The organism is Photobacterium sp. J15, from assembly GCF_963870815.1.
In the GTDB taxonomy this organism is placed as follows: Bacteria; Pseudomonadota; Gammaproteobacteria; order Enterobacterales; family Vibrionaceae; genus Photobacterium; species Photobacterium marinum.
Window position 1 is genome coordinate 1,470,201 of sequence record NZ_CAWMUI010000002.1, and the last position, 25,789, is coordinate 1,495,989.

General features: G+C 42.8%; 18 protein-coding genes and 2 tRNA genes. 8 read left to right on the top strand and 12 right to left on the bottom strand.

What is annotated here, in order from left to right; genetic code table 11:
- Window positions 1-2: 2 nt before the first annotated feature.
- Window positions 3-506, bottom strand: a complete 504-nt coding sequence (locus tag AACQ93_RS23620; RefSeq protein ID WP_064609746.1) for a lactoylglutathione lyase family protein — start codon at window positions 504-506, stop codon at window positions 3-5.
- A gap of 365 nt (window positions 507-871) precedes the next feature.
- On the opposite strand from AACQ93_RS23620, the gene AACQ93_RS23625 reads away from it, so the two are divergent.
- Window positions 872-2,791: a putative Ig domain-containing protein gene (locus AACQ93_RS23625; protein ID WP_064609370.1), complete on the top strand. Its 1,920-nt coding sequence runs from the start codon at window positions 872-874 to the stop codon at window positions 2,789-2,791.
- Between the two features lie 102 nt (window positions 2,792-2,893).
- On the opposite strand, the gene AACQ93_RS23630 is transcribed toward AACQ93_RS23625, so the two are convergent.
- Entirely contained in the window at window positions 2,894-5,707 is a 2,814-nt protein-coding gene (locus tag AACQ93_RS23630; RefSeq protein WP_064609372.1) for a M16 family metallopeptidase, read from the bottom strand.
- Between the two features lie 467 nt (window positions 5,708-6,174).
- Between AACQ93_RS23630 and dsdC the strand changes: the two genes are divergently transcribed.
- A complete protein-coding gene (dsdC, locus tag AACQ93_RS23635; RefSeq protein WP_064609374.1) occupies window positions 6,175-7,116 on the top strand; it encodes a DNA-binding transcriptional regulator DsdC in 942 nt (313 codons plus the stop codon).
- A gap of 97 nt (window positions 7,117-7,213) precedes the next feature.
- Here dsdC and AACQ93_RS23640 read toward each other — a convergent pair whose 3' ends face one another.
- Entirely contained in the window at window positions 7,214-8,293 is a 1,080-nt protein-coding gene (locus tag AACQ93_RS23640; protein WP_064609376.1) for a hypothetical protein, read from the bottom strand.
- A gap of 565 nt (window positions 8,294-8,858) precedes the next feature.
- Here AACQ93_RS23640 and AACQ93_RS23645 point away from each other — a divergent pair.
- From AACQ93_RS23645 to AACQ93_RS23655, 3 genes are all read left to right on the top strand, one after another.
- Window positions 8,859-10,025 carry an alpha-xenorhabdolysin family binary toxin subunit A gene (locus AACQ93_RS23645; RefSeq protein ID WP_198160253.1) on the top strand — a complete coding sequence of 389 codons (1,167 nt, stop codon included), beginning with the start codon at window positions 8,859-8,861 and terminating at the stop codon, window positions 10,023-10,025.
- A 78-nt stretch (window positions 10,026-10,103) separates the two neighbouring features.
- Window positions 10,104-12,509, top strand: coding sequence for a hypothetical protein (locus tag AACQ93_RS23650; protein WP_064609379.1), 2,406 nt, complete (start codon window positions 10,104-10,106; stop codon window positions 12,507-12,509).
- A 464-nt stretch (window positions 12,510-12,973) separates the two neighbouring features.
- Window positions 12,974-15,103 carry a hypothetical protein gene (locus tag AACQ93_RS23655; RefSeq protein ID WP_064609380.1) on the top strand — a complete coding sequence of 710 codons (2,130 nt, stop codon included), beginning with the start codon at window positions 12,974-12,976 and terminating at the stop codon, window positions 15,101-15,103.
- 84 nt (window positions 15,104-15,187) lie between these two features.
- On the opposite strand, the gene AACQ93_RS23660 is transcribed toward AACQ93_RS23655, so the two are convergent.
- From AACQ93_RS23660 to AACQ93_RS23700, 9 genes are all read right to left on the bottom strand, one after another.
- Window positions 15,188-15,264: transfer RNA gene (locus AACQ93_RS23660), tRNA-Asp, on the bottom strand.
- A 41-nt stretch (window positions 15,265-15,305) separates the two neighbouring features.
- A tRNA-Ser gene (locus AACQ93_RS23665) sits at window positions 15,306-15,396 on the bottom strand.
- Between the two features lie 96 nt (window positions 15,397-15,492).
- A complete protein-coding gene (locus AACQ93_RS23670; protein ID WP_064609381.1) occupies window positions 15,493-16,005 on the bottom strand; it encodes a SixA phosphatase family protein in 513 nt (170 codons plus the stop codon).
- Between the two features lie 131 nt (window positions 16,006-16,136).
- Complete coding sequence (locus AACQ93_RS23675) at window positions 16,137-17,387, bottom strand: ABC transporter substrate-binding protein (RefSeq protein WP_064609382.1); 1,251 nt, start codon at window positions 17,385-17,387, stop codon at window positions 16,137-16,139.
- Between the two features lie 23 nt (window positions 17,388-17,410).
- Window positions 17,411-18,853, bottom strand: a complete 1,443-nt coding sequence (locus AACQ93_RS23680) for an ATP-binding protein (RefSeq protein WP_064609383.1) — start codon at window positions 18,851-18,853, stop codon at window positions 17,411-17,413.
- A 35-nt stretch (window positions 18,854-18,888) separates the two neighbouring features.
- Window positions 18,889-19,614 carry a response regulator gene (locus AACQ93_RS23685; RefSeq protein WP_064609384.1) on the bottom strand — a complete coding sequence of 242 codons (726 nt, stop codon included), beginning with the start codon at window positions 19,612-19,614 and terminating at the stop codon, window positions 18,889-18,891.
- 304 nt (window positions 19,615-19,918) lie between these two features.
- Window positions 19,919-20,125, bottom strand: coding sequence for a DUF3283 family protein (locus AACQ93_RS23690; RefSeq protein WP_064609748.1), 207 nt, complete (start codon window positions 20,123-20,125; stop codon window positions 19,919-19,921).
- Between the two features lie 94 nt (window positions 20,126-20,219).
- On the bottom strand, window positions 20,220-21,011 hold the full coding sequence (locus AACQ93_RS23695) for a hypothetical protein (RefSeq protein WP_064609385.1): 792 nt from the start codon (window positions 21,009-21,011) through the stop codon (window positions 20,220-20,222).
- An 896-nt stretch (window positions 21,012-21,907) separates the two neighbouring features.
- Complete coding sequence (locus tag AACQ93_RS23700) at window positions 21,908-22,426, bottom strand: porin family protein (RefSeq protein ID WP_198160254.1); 519 nt, start codon at window positions 22,424-22,426, stop codon at window positions 21,908-21,910.
- 519 nt (window positions 22,427-22,945) lie between these two features.
- Between AACQ93_RS23700 and AACQ93_RS23705 the strand changes: the two genes are divergently transcribed.
- From AACQ93_RS23705 to AACQ93_RS23715, 3 genes are all read left to right on the top strand, one after another.
- Entirely contained in the window at window positions 22,946-23,116 is a 171-nt protein-coding gene (locus AACQ93_RS23705; protein WP_064609750.1) for a XapX domain-containing protein, read from the top strand.
- Between the two features lie 41 nt (window positions 23,117-23,157).
- Complete coding sequence (deoD, locus tag AACQ93_RS23710) at window positions 23,158-23,868, top strand: purine-nucleoside phosphorylase (RefSeq protein WP_007465303.1); 711 nt, start codon at window positions 23,158-23,160, stop codon at window positions 23,866-23,868.
- Between the two features lie 388 nt (window positions 23,869-24,256).
- Entirely contained in the window at window positions 24,257-25,747 is a 1,491-nt protein-coding gene (locus AACQ93_RS23715) for a hypothetical protein (protein WP_064609387.1), read from the top strand.
- Window positions 25,748-25,789: the final 42 nt, after the last annotated feature.

Here is a 25,789-nt window from a genome sequence, read left to right on the forward strand (position 1 = left end):
AGTCAGTTATACGCACCGCTTGCGTAATGCAGTTCATAGCTGTGGCTGTATATCTCAAGGATGTTGCCAAACGGGTCTTCCATGTAAATCATGCGATATGGTTTTTCGCCCGGATAGTAATATCGAGGAGCTTTCATACGCTTCTTACCACCTGCCGCAACAATCTTCTCCGCCAGCTCTTCAACATTCGGATCCTGAACACAGAAGTGGAAAACACCGGTCTTCCAGTATTCGAAGTTGTTCTCTGGATTTTCCTGATTCTTAAACTCAAACAGCTCTACACCAATACGATCGCCAGTTGACAGGTGGGCTATTCGAAAACGCTCCCAGCCTTCACCAAACACATCAGTACACATTTCACCGATAGCTGAATCGTCTTCCACGATCTCCGTTGGCTCCATGATCAGGTACCAGCCAAGTACTTCAGTGTAGAATTTCACTGCAGCTTCCAGATCCGGCACAGAAATACCGATGTGAGAAAACGTTCTTGGGTATGGCGTTGGCATTGAATCAGACATATAAACCTCTTCATTCATCTCTTGGGCATCGCCCTTTCGTTGAAGCAAAGATTACGCGCAACACTTCAGAACCAGAAATTATCATTATTTCTTATTTTGATAATTTTTAATTATCAATGATTTTTCATCAGGAAACTCGCCAATTAATTTCTAATATCAATTATTTAGGTGATCAAATATTCATTACACCCGTTACCACCGAATAAGAGCCATTATCAACAAGAACATAATTTATATTACTCATGACTCATAACAACCAGATAAAAATACAGCTTTGTATTAATACAACTTACTAAAAATGGGCAATTTTGTTATCTTTTACTTCCCTAAATTAATATGCCTGAACACTTAAAATGCCATCTGCCTTTACAAATAAACTGACTTATAAAATATGCATTCTGGCTCTTATTTCAATTGTGTTATCCGGATGCAATAGCGGCTCATCACCCTCAAAAACAAATACAGAGAATACTCAAACAAATGAGAATAATAATAACTCTGAACATAATGTACGCATTGACGGAAAAACAGGCAGCCCATTAGTTTTCAATATAAAGCAATCACTTAATACTTCTTCGTTATTTTCCGACGCACAACGCTACCAACTTATTAACCCTCCCGCCGGATTAACCATTCAATATACAACCGGACAATTATATTGGCAGCCCGGACTTGCTCAGGCCGGAGAGCATAAGGTTAAGTTGACCATATCGGGTAATAATCAATCACAAGAAATAGAGCTATCCATAAATATCAGCTCAAATAAAACTAACCCAACAGGAATATACGTCGATCCGGTTCACGGCACCGACAACTCCACGAGCGGCAAAATCACTCAACCTTATAAAAGCTTGCGTTATGCCGCCCAACAAGCCAATGCCGGCGATACTATCTATATCAGAGGTGGTGAGTATTCACTGACCAGCGACCATAACGGTAGCGGTAAAATTCTGGCGAAAGGTGTCAAAGGTTCCCCCATTACATTTACCCGTCTAGCCGGTGAAAGAGTAAAGTTCAACTTTACAGGTACAGGTATAGAAGTCCCCTTAGTTAACAATGGACTGGGTGAACAATATCAGCATCTTATTTTTGAAGGCTTCGAGCTTGACGGTAACGCTGATGATTTCACTGAAGAAGACGTTATAAAACTTGACTGGTGGAAGACCGCAGAAACACCATTAAAAGAACGAATTGGTGGAACTGGATTTAATATCAACGGCCAGCATATTATTGTCCGCAAAAACGTTATCCATAATGCCTACCAGAAAGGTGTCAACATACGTGATGGCCGCTATGTCACTGTTGAAGGGAATATCATCTATGATATCGGGCACAATTCTCTCACAGGTGGTCATGGCATCATGCGGATGTGGGAGAAAAACTTTGGCACTCCTGATGAGCCCGACACAGACCGATTTAATTTTACCGGAAACTTATTATTTCGAGTGGAGCAGCATATCTATTCATGGGCTGGAAAACCCTTTGCAAACCTGACTATTGATGAAGGAAAGTCGATTCTTATCGACCAAACTACCGATACACAGCTAACCGCCACCGTTTCCAATAACCTTGTGCTTTTTGGCGGTAAAGATCATATCCGATTAAAGCCGACACCAAACATCAAAGTGTTTAATAATACAGTTGTTTCGGATCCAACCCGCACAGATCCTTACCCGGCCGGTATTACCGAAAAAGCCGCCAGCAGCAATATGCATTTTTACAACAACCTTGCCACAACTAACTCAGCGGATATTGCTATTCAGGTAAACAAGAGCTTCAGTACAAGTACTCCCGCTCGTCTTTACAACAACTATGTAAAAGACGGAAAGATATCCAGTGAATCTAGCTTAAATAGCGGCATTGATAGAGTGACTTCGGATATAAATCTATTTGTTGATTCAGCCAATAATAATTACCGCTTGAACCCGTCGCTGGGCTTACATAATGTCGGTGTTTCAGAACAATGGCTGAGTCAGCTTGAAGTGATGTTAGACGATTACGGAATTAAGGCAACACCAAGCAACTGGGTACATAAGCATGATTCGTTTACACAGCTTATATTAGATAATTACCCTCGCGAATACTTCCAGAATCCAACCTGCATTGATTCTGTATTTGAACCTGGGCGGAAGGCAGTAAGATTTGATATTACAGATGCGGGACGTTCATATTATATCGGCAATGGAAAAGCCAGCGCCTGGCCCAACGACATCCAGACATTCGAAGTCATTGTTCCAGAAAGCTTTAATAACACTTGTACCGTGAAATACTAACTGAGGACATAACTCAGAAAAAGCCTTCGCAGGGAGAGATGATGGGAAATAGTATCCCCCATCATCTCTTTCATAGCCCCGTCTTAAATTAATCCGAGAGCATCAACTCCCAACTTTCTCTTCAACCTTCGGTGACAACACACCTTCCATTTGCTGAGTTTCTCCACCAATCAAGCGTTGAGCCATAGCATTAACTTCATCCAATGTTAGCGATGAAAGAACTTTGTCTGGGTGAACAACAGCTAACGGGTCTGCATCAAACAGTACGTAGCTGCTCAACATTCTTGCCTGCTCATGAGCATTAGTAAGTCCTGACTTCAGATCTGACGCCAATTGAGACTTCACGATTTTAAACTCTTCCTCAGTGAAACCTTTTCTCGCCTCATTAAGAACTTGGCTCGTTCCTTTTCTCACCGCCTCCAGCTTGTCGGGCGAAGCGTTAATGTTGAATTCCACTATCGCCTGTCCACTACCATCAAACCAAGTCAGATTAACATACGGGCTATAACTCAGCCCCTGAGCATTTCGAAGTGTATCGCGGTATCTCTTGTTCAATAGGCGATAAACGAGATCAGCAGTAAATCTGTCCTTAGTCGTTTTCGGCTGTCCCTCTGACATCAGGCTGTAGAGGTAATTAACTGTATTATCAACCGCTTCCTGAACTTCAAGGGATGCAATAGATACCTTAGGATTTGATTTATAGTCCGTTACAGGTACTGCCGGTTCCATCGAAATTCCGCCAAAATAACGCTTAATCATTGTGGCAAACTCTTCTGCTGGAATATCGGCACTCACCACCAACTTGAAATTACGGTTTTTCTTTAGCAAGAGGTCGACAACTGCCTGCACCTGCTCTGGCTCTACCTTTTGATAGTCAGCTCCGGTCATAACCAAATACGGACTTTCAGACGGAAATAATGAACCAACAAAGCGATTAATAAACTTACCTTGTGGCGATGCCAGCCAGTTATCCTGCTTTAGAGCCAGCTCTTTTTGCACCGCATAAAACTGTGACTCATCTACCTTTGCCGCTGTCATTGCCTGATACAGCACAGAGAAAGCAAACGGTAATTCACCTTTGGCGGCTTCACTATATAAACCATGCGATGTTGGCCATACCACTGGTTCAAGATACATATCGTGACGTTGTAGCAGCTTATCAAAATCCGCCACGCTGATACCTGCTAGACCACTCCTAGCAAATACTGCGTTTGTCATATCACCTGCATGATGAAGCTCTGGAGGTAGAGCAGCCAGACCACCAGAAGACATCAAGTAGATAAAGACATTCTCTCCCGCTTCCGGCATCTGTTTTAACCAGACTTCAATACCGTTTGCCAACATCCAGCGATGAAGAGTCGGCTCGACCGCTGTATAGGAGCTAATATCTCCTCCCCTCTCAGGTTCCGGAAAGGCATCTACAGAGGCTGACGAAACGACTAATATTTCACCCGAAGCTGCAAACTGCTCTCGGAACAGTGAATATGAATCTTTTGCCGGTTGCGCATTTCCTTCCCTTGTGTAGCCAAATACAGGCTTAAAGTCAGAAGTCAGGTAATCTTTGATAGCCTGATTAAGCTGTTTCTTGCTCAGCCTTTTCACAAATTGTTGTAGCTGGTGTCGAATCGCTTCTTTATCCATTAATGTATAACCATCGATCAGTGAATAAAGACGATCCTCTGCGTAATCAATAGCGTTCTTATTTTGCCAGTTAGTATCTAGGTTATTGATATCATTTTGCCAAGTTTGTCTGATCGTAGTCAGCTCAACACTACTGACACCATGATCACGCAGAGAAGCCAGCTCTTTAGCCATAAATTTCTGCGCAGCTAAACGATCTGACTCAGTGAATTCAGCAACGATATAACCAATGTAGCGATTAATAATCAGTGAACGATCAACGAAAATATTGAGCAGCGGTGCCTGTGTTTCCATTCGGCGATCATTCAACCGCTCGGCAATCGCCTGTATCACTGTTTGCTCCATCAACATCGTCTGGTAATCAGATTCCGTTGTCATCTTACGATCACTGAGTTCAGTCAATAGTGCCAAAGCAGGATGTTGACCGGCAGAACCTGATACAAACATCGGCTCAGTATTCAATGGCGCAATAGTTTTTTCACCCCAATTCGATGCAGTTGATTCAGGCTTACCAGCCGTATTCAGCCCAGAAGAAAAAGACTTCGCAATCATTGGCTCAAGCTGTATACGATCAATGTCGCCGCTGATAATGAGTTCTGTTTTCTCCGGCAGATAATTTGCCTTATAAAACGCCAGCAGGCTTGCACGATCAATTTTCTTGATGTTTTCCTGAGTACCAAGAACTTCGCGTCCTTCATAATCACTGCCTTCCAGCAGGGCTTCAAACAATTTCTGGTCGGCTGATTTATCTTCAAGTTGAGCAAATCGGAATTCCCCCAGCACCGCCCCTTTCTCATTTTCAATCAGAGCTGGATCCAGCGTTAACTTACCGGTGGCAATATCACTCAGCCAGGTAATTGCACTTTCAATTTTCTTATTGTTTGGAAGATCGATTTGATAGTGAGTGGTTTCGTGGCTGGTAAAAGCGTTTAAATCATTGCCGAATGATACGCCGGCCTCTTCAAACATAGCCTCAACCCGCTCAGCACCAAAACTTTCACCTCCCAGCAATGCCATATGCTCTAAAAAATGCGCATAACCGGCCTGTGCTGCGGTTTCATTAACCGCACCGGTATGAACCAAAAGACGGAGGGATACTTTTTCATCGTTAACAGAGCGCAAATGATACTGCATTCCGTTTTCCAATTGTCCTTGAACCCACTGACTATCAGCCTGAAGCGGCTGTGACTGAGGCTCCGTTTCCCGTTGACATGCGACAAGCAACAATGTCGCAAATACCATGCCCCAGGGTTTAACTAACCGTTGTATTTCCATATTAAACCTGCATTTCAATACATTGAGTTGATATATCTATTGATAATCATTACCAACGTTCATAGTGCAGATAGTTTTATCAGTTTTGAACGGTGTTTTAAAGTGATTTAAAAAGCTTTAATCTGCTAGCAATCTGTTTGTTGGGGAAAAATACTTAAGTTACAGAGCTTGATTTAAACATTAATACAAAACAAATATTCAAGAACTTACCTTCGTTTTTGCTGCCTTTTTGACCTATATACTCAACTACCTACAAACAAATGAAACCACAAATCACAACCAGATAGTTGCAACCGCAATTATTGCGACGTAAACTAACAAAACAATCAACAACACAAACGCAAATTAAGACACCATGAAAGTTAGAAATGTGGCAAATTGTTTTCCTTTCAACAAAAATCAAACAGAATCTGTAAGTAGGTTTGTTGCATATCAAACACCATCAAGAAAAAAAGCTTGCTAGTCTTATGTTTACAAAGAATATTCCGTTGAAAGGAAGTGTACTACTAAATGGATGGCAACTATCTAAGTTACACACCTTTGAAGTGGCGGCACGTCACCTTTCTTTCTTAATGGCAGCAGAAGAGTTATCGCTAACGCCAAGTGCAGTCAGTCACCGAATTACAAGCCTTGAAGAAGAGCTTGGGTTCAAATTATTTGAACGATTGCATCGAAAGGTAAAATTAACTAGTGAAGGGGGCAGAATATATAGCATATTACAAACGTCATTCGACCTTTTGAATAAAGAAATATCAGAAATAAACAGTAATGATATTACAGGTTCATTAGTCATATATTCTCGCCCATCTATAGCTCAGCAGCTAATAATCCCTCAATTGGTTGATTTCCACAACAAGTATCCATCCATTACATTGGATATACTGACAGGTAATGAAAATATAAACTTCAATAATCATAATATTGATCTAGCTATCTACTTTGACGATAATCCACCTAATGGTCTTCATTATCAATATTTAATGAGTGAATCTATATTTCCTGTTTGTAGTGAAGAATATGCAAAGAATCACAACTTATTTAATAACCCATCACAATTAGGAAAATGTACCTTGCTTCACGACAGACAAGCATGGGGAAATCAATTAGATTTTAATGAATGGAAGCTATGGTCTGAATCACTTTCTCTAAATCATGTTGCTATAAATCGTCATATTGGTTTTGACCGTTCGGACCTATCAATTATTGCAGCAATAAATAATGCTGGAATCGCAATGGGTAGACGTAGCTTAGTAAATAAATACATTAAAGATGGTAAACTTGTCACACCATTTCCTGAGCTTAAAGTTGATTGCCCTCATTACTATTATTTAGTCACATCATCAAATAATCAGAACCCAAGAGTTAAAGCTTTTGTGAACTGGTTAAAAGAAATAATGAGTGCTGAGTAAGGGATAACTCAGCACTCGCCTAATAATAATTCACACGAACTAATTATATCTATGTTGGCGTGCTTTAATATAACACCACTGGTTTACTCATATGCTATCAGTTTATTTCGGTAACAAGCTGATACTTATTGAGTTCATCTTTAGTCATATAATGTTCACCATCAGCAGGTGCTGATTTAATGGTAAACATATAAAAACCTAGGCCATCATCACCGAGCATCTTCGTAAAGTATGTTGCCTGCTTACGGTGAGAGACATCAGTGTAAGGAATATCAGTTGCGTCAACTTCCTCACCTTGATCGTTATCTTCTGACCATGAATGCACACCAATTTGCTTATTTTGTTCTACAGATAACTGTTCATCTCTGAGTTCAATTGTTCTCTTCACACCAGCTGAAAATAGATCAGTTCCTCCAGAAAACACCGAGCCTGATTTTGAAATATGAGTACTCAAGCCATAATCACGAATCATGAGCCCTGTATACATATTTATATCATCATCGGATGAACCCGATATTGGGTTGTCAAACGTTAAACTAATGTCATTTCCTTTGCCGACACGAGTCAGTATCGCTGAGAGTTCAACATATGATGAGAAGGCAAGATCTGTATCATTATAGCCATATTTAGAGAACGGACTTAGTGTCTTAATAACATATTGACTACTCCCATTATCAATCAACTCGAATGCAGTTGAACCCATATAAGAAAGATATTCACTAACTTCAAGAGTAAAGCTTTCAGAACCAGATGTACTTGTTGCCTGATAGGTTCTCATATGCTCATCTTCGGATATGACATTAGTTATTTTACAATTAAAGCTTGTAGATGAATTCTCGCCTAATAACTCACAATAACTAGAGTCAGTTGGTTGAATCGGAATAAGCATACTGATTCGATCGCTCTTATCATTACGATTTTCAAACATTACCAACATATTATCTGCGATACCTTGTCCATATATCGCATGATAGCTCTTACCATTATAGGTAAGAATCCCGACAAGTAGATAAGCTCTCTCGGATAACAATTCAGCTAACTCAAAATCATTAAATTTATAGTCAGCTTTTGGTTTATGGAATGTTACTAAAGTTTCAGTTGAACTATCGTCACTACTACAACCAGCGACAAAAGTGGTAGCAAAAATCATAGCTGTCGCTATCTTTTTTAATTTCATCTTAACCCTCGATTGGATCTTATTTTCTACACGACGTTGTAAATCAATAAATCATAGTGATTTGAAATGAACACCTTGAATATATATTAATATCTTGAATAAGCGCCTTTCAAATGATTAATACTCACCCTTTAGATGAAACAGGATAACGTCAAAAAAACATTTTTATCGTACAAAATAAATATCAAACTAAAGGTTGTTATTAAGAAGCAATCATAATCAGAAATTTACTACTCCTATAGTTGATTTCAAAAGCGGCATTAGATCCTATATTAATGTCTTATCGATCTATGTCCCTGCAGTCTGTGACTTTTGTTTAATTGTTATTTTCCTTGCGCATATAAAACGTGATTTTAATCCATGAAATAGTTTTAACTGATTATGTTGTTCATGGATTGAAGATCAGAAAAACACCATTCAAATTAGCAATTGATTCCTTAGGGGAATATGCTTTCGAGCGCTTACACACCCAGTTTGTGTGTGACAAATATGATAAGAGAAATAACCATTACATTAGCCAATTTGAAGTTGGGATAAAAATATGAAACAGCTAAAAAAAAGCCTGTTGGCAACCACTGTTTGTCTTTCTTTAATGGGTATTAGCGGCCTCGCTACAGCCTCGGTTCCAGATATAACTCCTGCAAGTTATGACACCATTGTTGGAGATTACGGACAATTTATCGATGCGAAATCAGATAAGTTCGTTCTCAGCCAATCCGAGTGGGCTCAAATTCAAGTTTATGTCGAAGGTGCTCTCGGTTTACCTGTTACTGAAAGTTCAATGAAGATGGCTTTTGCCATTCCAGATGATGTCCCTTTTGCCAATTTCCAGCCATTGCTAGAAGAATATGGACGCATCCATAACACGGCAGATCAGTGGAAACGTCATATTTATCCCGGCGTTATTGATTTAGCCTTTGATTTATCGAATTACGCAAGTGTTCATAGTGATTTAATCATCCCAGTACTTGAATCTCTAAATGAAATGCGCAACGCCAAAGATACTTCTGAAGCCGAAATGTGGCGAGATTTTGCGATAGAGCAACTAAAAACATTAAATGAAATGGCAACAGATCGCCAAAACAAAGTCAGTGATGTTGTCAAACAGCTCAATGATTTCTCTACCAACCTGGAAACTGAAAATGCCCAACTTGCTACCTTAAAAGATAGCCATAGCGAATTTCTTGATGATGACGGCAGTGAACTAAAAGCCAAAATTAAAAAACTTGAAGCTGATATCCAGGATCTTAACGAAGAATATGACTATAACGTTAAAGTTTCCGCTTCTGCCGTTGCTTATATTTGGTTCCCTCTGGCCAGTATTCCTGTAATGGGCGTATATGGTGACAAAGCAGAAAAAGCCCGATTTAAAAGAAATCAACTACAAGATGATTTGGCTAAGTGGTCCAAAGATTTAACCTATCGTGAACACGTTTACAGCTCTTTCTCTCGCTCCACAGCAAGCATTACCACAATCAAAGACAGCGTCGAGCAAGTGATCCCTCACGTCAATGAATTAAAACTTCACTGGCAGGAAATAAACAGCGACTTTACTACGGTACTTGAGTTGCTGGAAAAATCACAAGGTCCACGCGGAATTGAAAATGCCAAGGCCAAGCTGGCCAGTATGCTTACCACTATCAACCTTGGTCAGGTTCAGAAAAACTGGTTAGAAATCAGTGTAAAAGCCAAGCAATTTGCACAAAACGCTTACGTCGAGAAAGCGGATTAATTCATACATTCCCTTTATATTTCATTTTGATGGTTAACCGGGTATCAAACTCGGTTAACCCCTGAGGTTATTCTATTTATGTACCGTTTAGCGTTAGCAACAAGTCTGCTGCTTGCCGGTGTTCAGGCACAGGCAAGCGAATGGACCGACATTCACCATTTGATTGAACCGACAAACTTGCCCCAGTCGCTTCAATCTAAAATCATGACCACCAGCAGCACAGAAATAGTGGCGGCTGATCTCTACCTTAATTTAACCGAAGTCTTATCTCGTCCTGAGGTCATCCTTAATCAACAAGCCATGATTGTTGTGGTTGCCGATACGTTGGAAATTCCATCCGACTTTGTTTTATCACTTGAAAATCAAGCCGTATTTATTTTCGCCCGCCAAATCATCGGAGCAGGCAATGGTGTTATAAATCTTGAAGGCTCACCGGAAAGTGCCGGAATGATCACGGTGATCAGCGAAGATATCCAGGCTCAAATCGATATTATTTCAAGCTTAAGCAATGGCTCTGTTAAGCTCGACACTCTGGACTCCAGTATGACGGGCTGGGGAAAAACTATCTCCATGGCAGGTGGTGAGCGCGATGTTACCTCAATCACCGGGGATATTTCCGGCTATGTACAGATGAATCCACTCGCACATGAGGAAATATTCAATAAAACCTTCGATATGGCAGCACTGATCTATGATCAGAACCCACAGCTCAGTATCCAAATGCTGGCATGGCTCGAAAAAAGCATGCGAGCTTCATCCGTTATTCTGGATGACAACCCTCTACTGGCAAACCTTTATCTGCAGACCGCAGGTTTCAAGCAATTTGTTGAGTTTACCAGTCACAATAATAACTATGTTCCTTATCTGGATCATCGTCTATACAGCGAAAAATACAGTACGTACCTCAATGTCATGCAGGATTACCAACAGCAGTATGATCGCTTTATGGACCGCAGCGCTGGTAATACCGAGCGCAAAAAATCTGCTGAGCTAGCTCTGAGCAAACTGAATGATGCAACCAAGGCCGAATCATCAATCATTGATCACGCTAATGTTACGATCGGCAAACTGGAAACAGCATTAAAAAGCGTCCAAAAACGTTACCACAACCAGGAAGAAGCTGTATTTGATGCTCGCTCCACCTACCTGATTGGTGTTGAAAACTGGAAGCGTAAAGAAGAACTCAAGGCTGCCTTCGAAATATTCTCGGCAATTGCTAACCTTGGTAGTGCAGTTACCGGTGTATTTGTCGGCAACCTTGAAGGGGCCAGTGCCCTAACTAAACAACTGGCGGAAGAAGTTCCTAATGCCGCTGATAAAATGAAAAACCTGGCGACCAACATCAAATCAGTAACGTCAGTAATCGATAACATCACTAAATCAGTTGCCGGCATCGCCAAGCTGACCGATGAAGTGAAAAAGAATATCGTTCACGGCAAACTGGTCGGTGTGGTCAACGAGTTCAACTTCGATGTCCCTTCTATCGAAGAGAGCAATGACGCCTGGGATGCGCTGTTAATTGATGTCCGCAATAACCTGCGCTTTGCTGATAGCCTGGGCATTCGCGGTGCACGTAATTATCTGGCTGAACTTGAAAAGCTTATCGTTTACGGCAAGTCAATCAACTCTGCGCAGCTACGTCTGGTCACCGAGCAGTCTCGCTTAATCGATCTTATGATCACAGCCGAAGTTAACCAACGTCAGCAACAGCGAGTAACAGATCTCATCGCCGAAATGGAAGAGAACGAAGCGGCAATATCCGAACTTGAACAGCACTTCATGCGGGCAGTAAATAACTTCAAACGCCCTATGTATGCAGCTCTGGTCAATTACCGCGAAGCATTTAAGTACTGGGCGCTGGAAGAAAGTAAGGTTAAGCCGGCCCTGAACAAATCCTATCTCGACTATAAGTCTGATTGGGCAACCTTTGAGGATGAATACTCACTGGCTATGGCCTCATTCCAGCCGGAGCCGCACGGTTTTACCATTAGAAGTATCAACATTACTGATCCTGCCCAATTAAAGAACTTTACCTCAACTGGCGAACTAAGCTTTAACCTTCCTTTGGATGAAGCTGCTTTCTGCCGCTATGACCGCGTTCGCCTGAATACAGTGCGAGCTGTACTACAAGGCAGTGAATTAGCCGCGGGCCAGGAATTTTACCTGGATATCACTAACAACGGCGCATACCAGGACAGACTGAAAGATAAGCAATTTACATTCAACGCTGCACCACTATCACGTTCATTCTATTATCAACTGGATGATAACCGTTTAGATGAACCTCTTGAAAAACAAATCAGTATCATCACCGACGGTGAAGTGGCTAAGAAATATGCTTTTGCTTATTTTGAGCCTACCCCATTCACCACGTGGTCGATTGCTTTACAAAATATGAAAGACTATGACCTATCCAAGGTGGAACGTATCCATTTAGAGTTCAAGGGTACAGGCATCCCAAGCTCACGATCATGCAGTAAGTAACTAGCTTACTAACAAACACCTCCGGCTCACCGGAGGTGTTCTGTTTGAGATATAATTTTGAGTTGATACTGTTCCGCGGTTTAATCATCAATTTCCTCGATTTCACCAATCCAAACGATTACCGAATTGGGTGCCGCTTAATTTGAGGGTACTCTGTCAGAACGACATAAACTACCTCCACTAATCAATTCATAGTTGTTGAAAAGCCTTAATCATCGTCGGAGCGACAGAGGAGCACTCCTCTTGGGTCGAACAATGGCAGACCTTTCTGCGGTTCTCACTCGTCCGAAGGACGAACACAACTCTATGCAAACAAAAGCTCCCAAGCATTTCTGCTGAAGCTCTGTAATGAGTAAACTCATCACAGCATTTGAAAACCATTCGCATTATCATTATCATTGCGCATCCGATTTGTCATATCGATAAATTGACTGTACGTAGAACAACTACAAAAAGAGGCTAAAATGGCTCATAAAAAACTTATCGCGACTTTGGTTGGGTGCACAGTTGCACTCGCCGGGTGCAATTCTTCTGATAAGGAAAACAAAGCTACAGCAACTCAGGACAAAGTTACCGTAACTGCAATGGACGGTTATCTGATCAATGCAAAGATTTATAAACAGGACGAAAAAGGCACCTGTCTTAAAGACGGGAAATTGTTGGGAACAACCAACAATGACGGGCAAGTGACCATTGAAAAAAGCGAACTATCAGATGGTTACTGCGCGGTCACTGACACTGCAACAATAGACAAAGATAATCCTGGGGAAACGTTGACCGAAGGATATACTCTGTATTCACCAGCCCCTCAGCTATTAGGTTCAGTTGACTCTCCGGTTATTTCTCCGCTTACGACTTACATTCATAATACCATCAAGGAGCTGGACACTTCTGCAACTGAACAAGAGATTAAAGAAGCTATCAAACTGGCAAAATCGGAACTGGCCGGAGCCCTGCATCTTGACTCTAGTTCAGACGACATTACTACGCTTCTTACAAGTGATTATATTGAAGCTAAAAAAACAGCTGAAGTGAAGGATGCAGCAGAAAGTTTGCATACCATGGCTCAGCTACTTGTTGGCGTAAACGATGAAGAGCAATCATTAAATAAGAAGCAAGTAATTAATATTGCCAGATCTTTAAAGACGTATGGGGATATTGCCACTGGGGATCTTGAAAAGATTGCGGTTTATATTGAAGCCAATATCAATGAATTCAACAAAGATACCGATGAGCCTGTAAAAGAAATAGACAGCAATGTGCTGAAAGAGATTCCTCAACCGTTGTCTGCTATGTCTGAAAACCTCAGAAATCAGTTAAGTGCAAAAATCTCGGAAGCAGCAGATGCACGTAGCGATAAATCGGCAAGTCTGAAACTATCAAATGTTGAAATTACCAATATTACAGATAATAACAACACAGAAGCTGACGTTACCTATGTTCTAACACAACAACTGGTAGGTAGCACGTTTGACGCAACGTCAGTAGTAACAGACATTACCTTTAAAAACGATGTTTTAACCATTCCGTCTCTGTCTTTTTCACAAAAAGGAAAATACGAGTTCAAACTTTATGTTAAGAAGACGATTGAAAATAAAGAGTATAAGTCCAAATCAATTGAGTTTGATGTAACTGTAACAGAGGAGCAGGTAGCAAATACGGCACCTCAGTTTAAAGCAAACAGCGCTGTAGTTTCACAACTTCTTGAGAAGCTGGTTGATAAAGCGGAGGGAAGTGATGCATTTAATGACGAGGAAGATTGGAGCGCTTTTGGGCTTGGGATTACACCTGCATATTATACCTTTACAGCTTACAACCTAAATCTTGCTGAACTCTTTTCCGATGACTCTGATGAGCCTGTAACTGTAAAGCTACATCTAAATTCAGCTGATTTCTCAGCTATAGAAGAGAGTAAACTCCCAGAGTTGGCTGGCCCAGATCAAGATACGGGCACTTATAGTTTTGGATCCGGTGAATATCCTATCCCTGAAACTGACTCTAAGAGCTATCGTATGACCATGTATGCGGAAGACAAACATGGAGCGAAATCCAATAGTGGATTTGAATTTACACTAACCATCAACTCTAATGAGACGGCCACTATTACCAGTAATCAAAATAAGGGCATCTCTAACGAAATTAGTGGTGGATTTACAGGAACACTGCTTTCTGCAGCAACCCTTAGTAAAATCGAATCTCAAATAGCAGCGTATTTAAATGACTCTAGACCAGAACCAGTTGAATCTCTAGACGCTCTAATAGAGATAGACGATTACCTGTGCACTAAAGAAAATGAGTGTAGAAAAGAGAAAGGTAATGGTGGAAATTATTCACTAAGCGATAGCACTTATCTGGAAATTGATAACAGTGAAGTGTTTGTAACCACATTCCGTTGGACAGGTAAAAAAGTAGAATCTGAACAAACCATCTTCCTTACACCAAAGACCGATGACAAGGAAATAAAAATCTACAGCGTAGATAGCCCGTCTTCAGTGAAAGTGGATGATTTAGATAACTATGCAACGAGTATTAAATTAATCATCTCACCGGATACAGGCAGCGGTGTAACCGTTAAGGCTTCTCTGGCAAGCTGATAGCTGTTGCAACCTACTGTTGTAATAGTGCAAATATTAACACATACGAAAAAGCCCTTGTCTTTCGACAAGGGCTTTAATCAGTGGCGGAGCGGACGGGACTCGAACCCGCGACCCCCGGCGTGACAGGCCGGTATTCTAACCAACTGAACTACCGCTCCAATTCTGTTTGAAGCCCGGCTTGCGCCCAACCTCTAGAATGTGGCGGAGAGATAGGGATTTGAACCCTAGATACGCTACAAACGTATGCCGGTTTTCAAGACCGGTGCTTTCAACCACTCAGCCATCTCTCCGTAAGTGCGGCGAATATTATATAGCTTACGGAAAATTGTAAAGCACAATATCAATAAAACAAAACCAACCGATTAAACATCAAGCAAATCATATAATTATTTTCCACTATGGTTCACTTTTGGCTTCTTTCGTTTGGGATAATCATAATAAAGCGCTATCGCAGGTTCATTATCAATGTCTTTCCAGCTATCGATTTCAAGACCAAACACGATAACTCCACACGTCGGAAGGTTATCTAAATCAAAATCCAACTGGCTGATTAACTCATTCATTGCCGGGTTATGACCAACAATCATCAATCGATCAATTTCATTTGGGCTGTTCTGAATCACTTCCAACAGCACTGCAGGTGAATCGGTATAAAGCGAAGAGCATGCTTCCAGTATTGGCTTACCGGAAAGCCCCTGAGCAAAAAAAGACGCTGTCTGAGCAGCTCGTAGTGCTGTACTGGAAACAATAAGCTGTGGACCTAACTGCCAGGCATCAAGCCGAAAAGCCATTTCCGGCGCATTTTTCATGCCGCGTTCACTTAAAGGACGATCGTGATCATCCAGCTTTGGGTTATCCCAGGAAGACTTTGCATGACGAACAAGAAACAGCAACTTCATTTTCACCTCCCCCTTTAATTCCAAACAGAAGAATTATCACACTAAGTATATGAAGTAATTAAGGTGGTGTACGAATGAAAACAAAAAAACGGCCCCGAGAACTTAGGCCGTTTATGAAGGGAAATAGTTACTTAGATCGCCGATTTTACTGCGCGGGCTAATTTGCCTGCTGCCTGTTGCGGATCCGGTGATTTGGCATTAAAGAAGTTAGTTACCACGTCAAAAATCGCCGCCTGAACATAACTTGTGGTTGCCAGACCTTGAGATACACTTGGCACCAGCTCACCATTAGTGGAGGTCGCCCTGAATGTTGCCATGGAATCCAGCGCACACTGATCAAACTTGCTCATATCCATATCAAGGCGAACCGGAATCGAACCTTTATTTAGATTGAAGATCTCCTGAAAGTCCTTATCCAGAATGGTTCTGGCAAGCTGCTTTTGCGCTTTACGGTTTTCTTCATCACTCAGTTTGAAAAAAGCAAAGCTATCGATGTTATAGGTAAACTGCCCCTCTGTACCCGGAGCAGCCAAACACAGGTAATCCTTACCCGGCATCTTACCGGCCGCTGCAAACTCACCTTTTGCCCAGTCACCCATGATCTGCATCGCTGCCTGACCATCAATCACCATTGAGGTAGCTGCATTCCAGCTACGACCACGATACTGAGGATCAATGTAATCACGCATTTTATTAAACTGGACAAAAACTTCCGTCATCTTGTCGCCGGAAAGCACATCCATATCAAGATCAACAAAGGCTTTCTGATAATCTTCAGCTCCCAGAACGGCCAACGCCACAGCCTCGAATAATGTGATGTCCTGCCATGGTTGACCGCCATGAGCTAGAGGCACGAAGCCTGCGGCCTTCACCTTCTCTGCGGCAATGAAAAACTCATCCAGTGTTGTCGGTACTTTGGCTCCGGATTTTTTCAATACATCAGGATTCACCCAGAGCCAGTTAACCCGGTGGACGTTAACCGGCACAGCGACATAATTACCGTCGTATTTCATCACCTTAGTCACGACTTCCGGCAATACCTGATCCCAATGTTCAGCATCAGCGACATCACTCAAATCAGTGAGGAAACCCAACTTCCCCCACTCCTGAATATCATGACCTTTAATCTGCGCAGCTGACGGCGGATTTCCTGAAACAGCTCGGGTTTTCAAAACCGTCATGGCACTTTCACCACCACCGCCTGCAACCGCAAAATCTTTCCAGGTATTACCCTGACCTTCAATTTTCTGTTTCAGCACAGACACAGATTTTGCCTCACCGCCAGAAGTCCACCAGTGCAAAACTTCCACTTCTCCTGCAGAAACAACAGACGCAGACAACGCCAGTATTAATGCAGGCAAAGCCCGTTTAAAAGTCTTCATACGTTTCCCCGAATGCTCCTTCCCTACTCTTTCAGCAGGCGAGGAAGGTAAACTTTAACCTCCAGACCACCTTCCTTAGCATTGTGGATGGTCATATCACCGCCATGGGCGTGGATAATATTACGCGCAATCCCCATTCCCAGACCGTGGCCTTCGTCATCTTTGGCAATGCGGAAATAAGGTTCAAAAACCGTTTCCAGCATCTCTTCCGGAATACCTTCCCCTTTATCTTTAATGATCAGCACAAGAGCATCAGGTTCATCCGAAACAATGATATTGACCTCATGACCATACTTCACCCCATTGTCGATCAAATTACTCAGGCATCGTTTCAACGCCAATGGTTTGCCCGTAAGTGGAGCAATTTTGGTATCCGGCAGGTGAACCTTGGTTCGTTTGCTATTATGGCGTTCAGCAATACTTTGCAGCACTTCCGCCAGATCAACCTGGATAAGGTTTTCGTGAAGGTCGGTGTCTTTCACTGTCTGCAAGGCACCTTTCACCATCATCTCAAGCTCATCAAGATCACGGTTAAATTTCTCGATTTTATCCTCATCGTCAATCAACTCAGCTCGGAGTCTCAGGCGAGTAATTGGCGTTTTCAAGTCATGGGAAATAGCAGAGAAAAGATGCTCACGGTCATCGATATAACGGCGCAGGCGCAACTGCATCCGGTTAAATGCTTGAGTAGCAGTTATCAGCTCACTCGCCCCTTCTTCCACCAGCGGTGGCTGGTAGATATCAAAACTCAGAGCATTGGCTGCATTAGCCAAACGCTTCAAAGGCTTGGTCTGGCGACGAATCATGAAGTAAGTAAACACTAACAGTAAAGTAGTAATGAACAGCAAAAACATTACTTGTTGGTTAGTAATGATTTCATCTTCCAGGCTAACGTAAGGTGTTGGCAAAAGAGCAGCGATATAAAGCCATTCATTCTCTGCCAGCTCCAATTGGACAACCAGGATCGGCGGATTTAACGGCTCCAAGCTAAGGGTGTAATGGGCCCAGGATCGCGGTAAATCGCTTAGCAAAATATCGTTTTTCAGAACATGAAGAGTTTCCGGGCGGGAAAATTCTACTCTGATAACGTCAAGACGTGGAAGCTTCTCTCTCAAGACTTCATCAAATACCCTGACGGCGGTATTTTTCATTAATGAGGACGGAATAGGATCAATCTTGATTTCTTCTTCATTAAACGAAACGAAGAAGCGGGTGCCTCCCATATTTCGCAACTGATCCAGAACGATATGCCGATATTCCAACGGAAGAGACTGAAAGAAAGTAACTGTAGAGGCAAACATGTTAGCCATGCTGGCTGATGCTGACTCAAGCCCCTCCAGATCCCGCTGTTTTGACTGGCCATACCAAATCACAGTGGCAATCATTTGGGCAAGGAATACTGCCAGCAATGTTAGCCACAGGGTGCGGGCCAAAAGAGACTTTGGCCACCATTTTTTCAAATTCATGCTGCGATGCCTTGTTGTATCACATCAGGAGGGAATCACTCTTCATAAGTGACTTCGGCATTAAAGGCGTAGCCGTTACCACGAATTGTTTTGATCAAACGCTGTTGTGTACCTTTGTCGCCAAGACGCTGACGTAAGCGACTAAGCTGAACATCAATACCACGTTCAGAAGGGTGTGCTTCGCGGCCTCGGGTCGCAAATGAGATCGTATCCCGATCCAATACTTCATTAGGGCGGGTCAAAAACAGCATCAACAAAGCAAAATCACTGCCTGACAGTTCGTAGTCTTTGCCTTTTTCCAGGTCATAAAGACGCTGTGACCCGGTCTCCAAACGCCAGTTGGCAAAGCGTATTGCCTTCGGCGTTGCCGGAGCCTGCTGCGTTTCAGTTGGTTGAACCCGACGCAGTAACGCTTTTATACGCGCCATAAGCTGGCGCGGGCTAAACGGCTTAGCAATATAGTCGTCAGCACCCAGTTCCAGGCCAATAATCTGATCCATTTCGTCAGATACCGCTGTCAGCATAATAATAGGTACATCAGAAGTTTTACGAATGTACTGACAAAGGGTAAAACCATCATCACCCGGCATCATAACATCCAATAAAATGAGATCAGGGTAACCCATCGCCAGCCGACGCTTCATTTCTTCGCCTTCGGCCGCTGTTGTGACAGTAAAACCTGCTTTCGTCAGGTACTCATCCAGCAGCTCGCGAATTTCCTGATCGTCATCAACAACAAGAACCTTCTTGCTCGCACTCATTTCACCTTCCTTTTGTACCGGTTTTTTCCAACCATCTGGCAGCACCCAAACATACTCACTGCCAAGCCAGTGAAAACCGGAGATATACCATATTACTAAACCAGATACAGTGGTTGCGAAGCGTTACTATACACGCGTTTCTCTGACTGTATCTTTCTTTAAGATACCAGACCATAAAGAAAAAGGCGCGCATTATGCCTCAGAATCATGAAGTTCACATCAAAGACTGATGATTTAGTCAATATCTGATCACAGAGATCAAAAAAGCTGCCAATGGCAGCTTCTTTCAGCAGATAAATGAGGGTTATGCAACACCCATCTTTGTCTTGTACTTGGTTACCGCGTTGTCGAAGAATTCGCGCTCATCGTCATCTTCAATATTGTTGCTGATTTCAGCAATAGCTTCGTAACCACGCTTGGCATTCTTAATTTGCCAGACAACATAAGCGGCCTGCTTATCCAGTTCAATACGGTTTTTTTCAGCTTGAGATAACAACGTAAGATTATGCATAACCAGCACCAACGAAAAACACAGCGCAAATCTTAGCTGATTTTCTTGTCGGAACCAATGCATAAACAGCCAAGTGCGCCGGGATTAACCGAAATCAAAAGCCAAGGAGCATTTTAAAAATCAAAAAGAAGCTGACAACCACTCCCATGATGAGCCCGACACTTAAAACCGGGCTGAGTGTCGACTTACAAGGGTTATGTATCACATCTGTCAGTGTGGGCTCAGGTTCTGTCGGGTCCGTTTGTTTTCTGACCAGTTCTGAAATGTAATAGGTGACAGTTTCAATACACTCATCAGCAGAATCGATAACCTGAGCACCGAACCACTTTTCGTTATCAACTAACTGATCGTCACCTACTGTTTGTGGCTTACTGAATAATCCTGTCCGGCGATCAATAACAGACACCGCATATTGATTATTTTCTTTATACCAAACCCAGCATGGTAAATAATTGCCCTGAACTTTGACTTTACTTGGAAATGGGTAATGAGTGTCGGTCATCAACTGAAGTAATTTTTCTTTTGAACCAATTAAATAATGCAGCTGCTGGATACACTCTTCCAACCAGTGCGGAAAGTTATTCCGATAAGATGTCTGACGTAAGGGAGCAAGGCGGGATGCCCCTCTGACAACATATTCACTGACAATAGAACAGACTGATTCCTTATCGGACCAAAACGACTCGGCCTCAGCCTTTGGCAAAGAAATCCTCTGACAAATCAATCCACTTGGTGAGACCATCAGTAACTTTTGTTCGCCACTCTTACCTGAGGCGACTGCATCATCAGCAGGCTGATATTCAACCTGCCAAGGTAGTTTTACTTTACGGAGAATGGCTGCATTGACTTTATCTGCTGTAGCCCGGTAGTAGTCAAAGTTTGTCATCAATACGCCTCCGTTTATGCTCTCGATAATTATTGACTACATAGTAAAGGAATTTATTTTCAGCAACTATGATCCGTTTCGTTTTTTAGAAAATTAGCCGTTTAAAACGTATTTCTGAATAAAAACTGAATAAATACATGAATAGTTATTAATATATCCGATTTATCCTTTAATTCAGTAACTAAAATAGCCAGGTAGAACCTGTAAGCTTCGCTTTAATTATTATACTAATGCAATTGCTTTCAAAAAAATCAGAGTGAGATTGGTTCAATACTGATGATTGTATTGATTTCAGTCATCATCCTATACCAACCAGCACTAAAGCAAACAAAATGCATATTAATGACAGCATTGGCATTTGTATTAGCTGTCTGTCATGACGACGGTACGACAACAAGTGACACAACAAATCAGGCTATAGCTGAACTTTCCGGCAAATAAGAATTAAAACTATCGAAATTGAAGCTGTTACTATCGAAAGCTTACCTAGGGTGACAGAAGCGCTGGCGGTCGAAGCGAAAACATTAAAGGCAAGCAAACCGATGTCAAAACCGTTTATTCGCATTCGGGCACTTTGCCGCAGTCAAAGAGAATGGCGGCATCATCTCATGGGGCAAGAGCAATATAGGTAGTGGCTTTGAAGATTGCAGCATCGCCAAAGTGTTCTCAAACCCTCATGCCTTTGCAGCAATAAAAGAAGACGGAAAAGTTGTAGCCTGGTTGGGCGCGGCTATGGCAGCGATAATTCCCATGTTGCACCTGACTTAAAGCCATCCGACAACCAGATTAGCCAATCTTACAATCAGAAAACAATAAAAGGGGCATCATTGCGTATGCTCCCCTTCTTCCTTTCTACGCTCACACAAGCTTATCTGTAATTCTGATGAATATTGGATTTATATTCCTAGCTGCACCCCCAATACAACGGCGTTACTCTCAACATCACCCATATTACGGTATTCATACCCCAGGCTCAGGTCAAATAGAGGCAGCAGGGTGAATACAAAACCAGCTCCTCCGGTAAAGCCCCAGCCGTCATCATTTATTTGTACTCCCGGACTCTCAATATCCACATCGTAATAATTTGTTCCGGCTTTCGCGTATAGATTACCGATCAATAAAGGAAGATCCCCACGGATTGTTACCGGAAACGCCGTATAGTCGATTTCATTGTCTGCCGTTTGCAAATTCGCATCGACATCAGCACTACCCTGCACTACCCCGGCATTGATGCTTAACACGTCATTGAACTGATAACTTGCATTAACACCATACTCAAACCCGTAGTCGCTGTTACCGTCAAATTTAACATTGGCTCCACCAGCCGTTGCACCTGCGGATAAACCAAAAATCTCAGCGCTTACCGGTAAAGAGCCCAAAAGTAATGCCGCTGCTATTAAGTACTTTTTCATCATTGTATTCCCTCACAAAATCGCACCGACAGCTCAGAAGAACAATACTAACTCTCGGCTTATGCCTTAATGCTTAGACAACAATAGGAGTAAATACCAGTTGGCAAAGGCATAACGTGTTGAGGATCACTATCCCATTTTTGACTCATTTTTGATCCTGGTCGCAATGTAATCCATTGCAAGATCACATGTTCACTTGAGCTGTTGCATTACTTTTTCTCAACGTCAAACATTTGCTCAAAATGACATAATGTATTGATACAAAGGATAAATTATCAAAAAAAACGGATTAAAATTACCAATTTACAAGCCTATCAGGCAAACGGTTTCCCTCCCAATTTCAACAGAATTGGTAATCAACAGCTATTTTTTGGATAATGGCGAGGCAATTTGTGATCGCGATCGCGAGATTGTTAACGCTCGTTGCTTAAACTGGCTCCATCAAACGGCAACAATAAAAGGCGCCAATCAGAGCAGCCTCACAAGCCGAAACAAAACATGCAACACAACGAGGGTAAACACATGAACGAGATTTTACTTGCAGTCTTTGCAGGTTTAATTGTTGGCGTATTTTTCTCCGCCATTAAACTTCCGCTTCCAGCGCCACCTGTATTGCCAGGCATTATGGGTATCGTCGGTGTTTACCTTGGCGGTATTGCATACCAAACTATTGTTGAACGTTTTTTCTCTTAATTTCCCGTATTCATTTAATAACAAATTCCTAGGAGTAAGCTATGGCTACCCCACATATCAATGCAGAACTTGGTGATTTCGCTGAAACAGTCCTGATGCCAGGCGACCCACTGCGTGCCAAATTCATCGCCGAAAACTTCCTGGAAGATGTGAAGCTTGTATGTGATGTTCGTAACATGTTCGGTTACACAGGCACTTACAAAGGTAAGAAAGTTTCAGTAATGGGCCACGGTATGGGTATCCCGTCATGCTCAATCTATGTTCACGAGCTGATCAAAGATTTCGGCGTGAAAAATGTAATCCGTATCGGTAGCTGTGGTGCTGTACATGATGACGTAAAACTGATGGACGTTATCATCGCTATGGGTGCATCAACAGACTCTAAAGTAAACCGCATTCGCTTTAGCGACCATGACTTTGCAGCAATCGCTGATTTCCACCTGCTGGAAACTTCTGTAAACCAGGCTCGCCAGCAAAACGTTCCTGTTCGCGTAGGTAACGTATTCTCTGCAGACCTGTTCTACAGCCCTGAAGCTGACCTGTTCGACAAGATGGAAAAACTGGGCATGCTGGGTGTTGATATGGAAGCAGCTGGTATCTACGGTGTTGCTGCAGAGCTGGGTGCTCGTGCACTGACTATCCTGACAGTATCTGACCACATCAAGCGTGGCGAGAAACTAAGCTCAGAAGACCGTCAGAAGTCTTTCAACCAGATGATGAACGTAGCTCTGGAAACCGCTATCAGCATCTAATCTGATTTTCAGTGGCTGGCGTTACCCCCGATTACGCCGGCCACTTATTTCCTCATGGTAGGCGCAAATACGAATGTGATTAATGCATTGATCATATTGGTATTAGTGAAAACTAGGGACAATTAGGGTTAGCAAGAGACAGACATTGCAAATGGTCGCAGCTCAAAATTTTGTAAAATGTGGCGTCTTACACAATTTGAACTGAGGGCTGACTGCAAACCTCTGCGCTCAGGCGCACCGGATGCTCTTTCTGTTAATTGGTAACATCTAATTATGTACTGAATAAAAGGTGCATTCCTTTTATTCAGTACCCTTCCCTCCCCCTTTTAGTGAGAGGCTTTGCGGCTAATCACGCTATGCTCTGGCACACGGATAAGGTTAGGCTGTTATGATGAAAACACTTCACACCGATTGCAATGACTCCTTATTGCCTCCGGCTAGCGGTAATCTTCAGCTTAACCACTGCAAAACTATCGGCTGCAAAAATTTTGGTTCTGTCGATAAACATGATTACGTTTTGCAGCGTACCAACCCGCACCGTCCAACACTTGTGTGTCGTGAATGCGGAGCATTTCCACCGGTTCTGAATAACAGCGATGTACTGGCTGAAGTATCCCGCCTTAAGATTATGCAGAGCAGCGGTCTTCCAGCCTGTAGTAACCCAGATTGTGAAAACCTCGGCTTACCGGTACTGACTCATCGTCACCTGTATCATGCATTTGGCTACAGTGGTGACCGTCAGCGCTATCGCTGCAAATGCTGCCAGGCCACATTTGTTGACCGCTGGTCAGGCTTTAACGGTAAGAACCAGATTCAGCAGAAATTACTGGCACTGTTATTTACTGGCTGTTCAGTGCGCGATATCTGCCGCCGACTTAGCATGAACCCGAAATCTTTCTACGATCAACTTTCGCAAATTGCTAGCCGCTGCCGTCGCCAGCTGTCGATGTTCGATGCGCGACTATTCAAACATGCCCAGACACTGTCACTTGCATCCGACCTGATCCCGTTACAGCCAAACAGCAGTAACGGGGTTACTTGGATCGCAAGCTGTGAAGCAGCTTCCGGATATGTTGTCGGGCAGCACGTTAACTTCCAGCAAAGTGATGTTGAAAATGCCAGCGAAGAGCATGACGCCTACGTTGATGACACTCGCTTCATGGCACCACCAAAAGCAAAACTAGTTGAAGTACCGCCACCAGCACCCCAGGGGATCCTGGCCCGTGTCGATGCCAAATACCGTGAAGTGCTGTCTCGCCCGAACCTGGAAGATCCGCTCAGCAACATGCCACGGATAAACTATCCGGCCAAAGGTTGCCTGATCCGCCCGCAGTACACGGTATATGCACATTACCTGCACCTCGCAGAGATGCTGGAATACAATGAATCACTGGCGATTTTCATGCCGCAAGAACCGCTGATGCGTTCTGCCTGTATTTCTGTATTCATGGATCGTATTAAAGCGAAAACCATTCACCCGCTCTACGTTGAAGAAGATATGGGCTGGCTGCACGGACAGACAGCAGGAAGAATCGACATCGTACTGATGGGATGGTGGCGTGATCGCTGGGCATTCACCCGTCATGACGACATCAGTAAAGGTGTCTGCCACCTTGGTGGTGAAAAAGGTGATGAAGAAAAATGGCTGGAAATCGCATCTCACCGCACTATCAGCGACTACCAGAAACGTTTCCATGACCAGTTCGCTCAATTAGTTGATGAACCGCGCCGTAAACTACGTCCGGCTGGTTTGTTGCCTCTGCTCGATATTTACAGAGCATGGCACAACCTATGCCGACAGGATCGTTCAGGACTAACACCTGCACAGCAAATGGGCCTGACCTCCGCACCACTAACACTTGAGCAACTGCTTAGTTAGTTCCATTCCACCTGAGCATCCTCCCCCTGGCTGCATGCTATA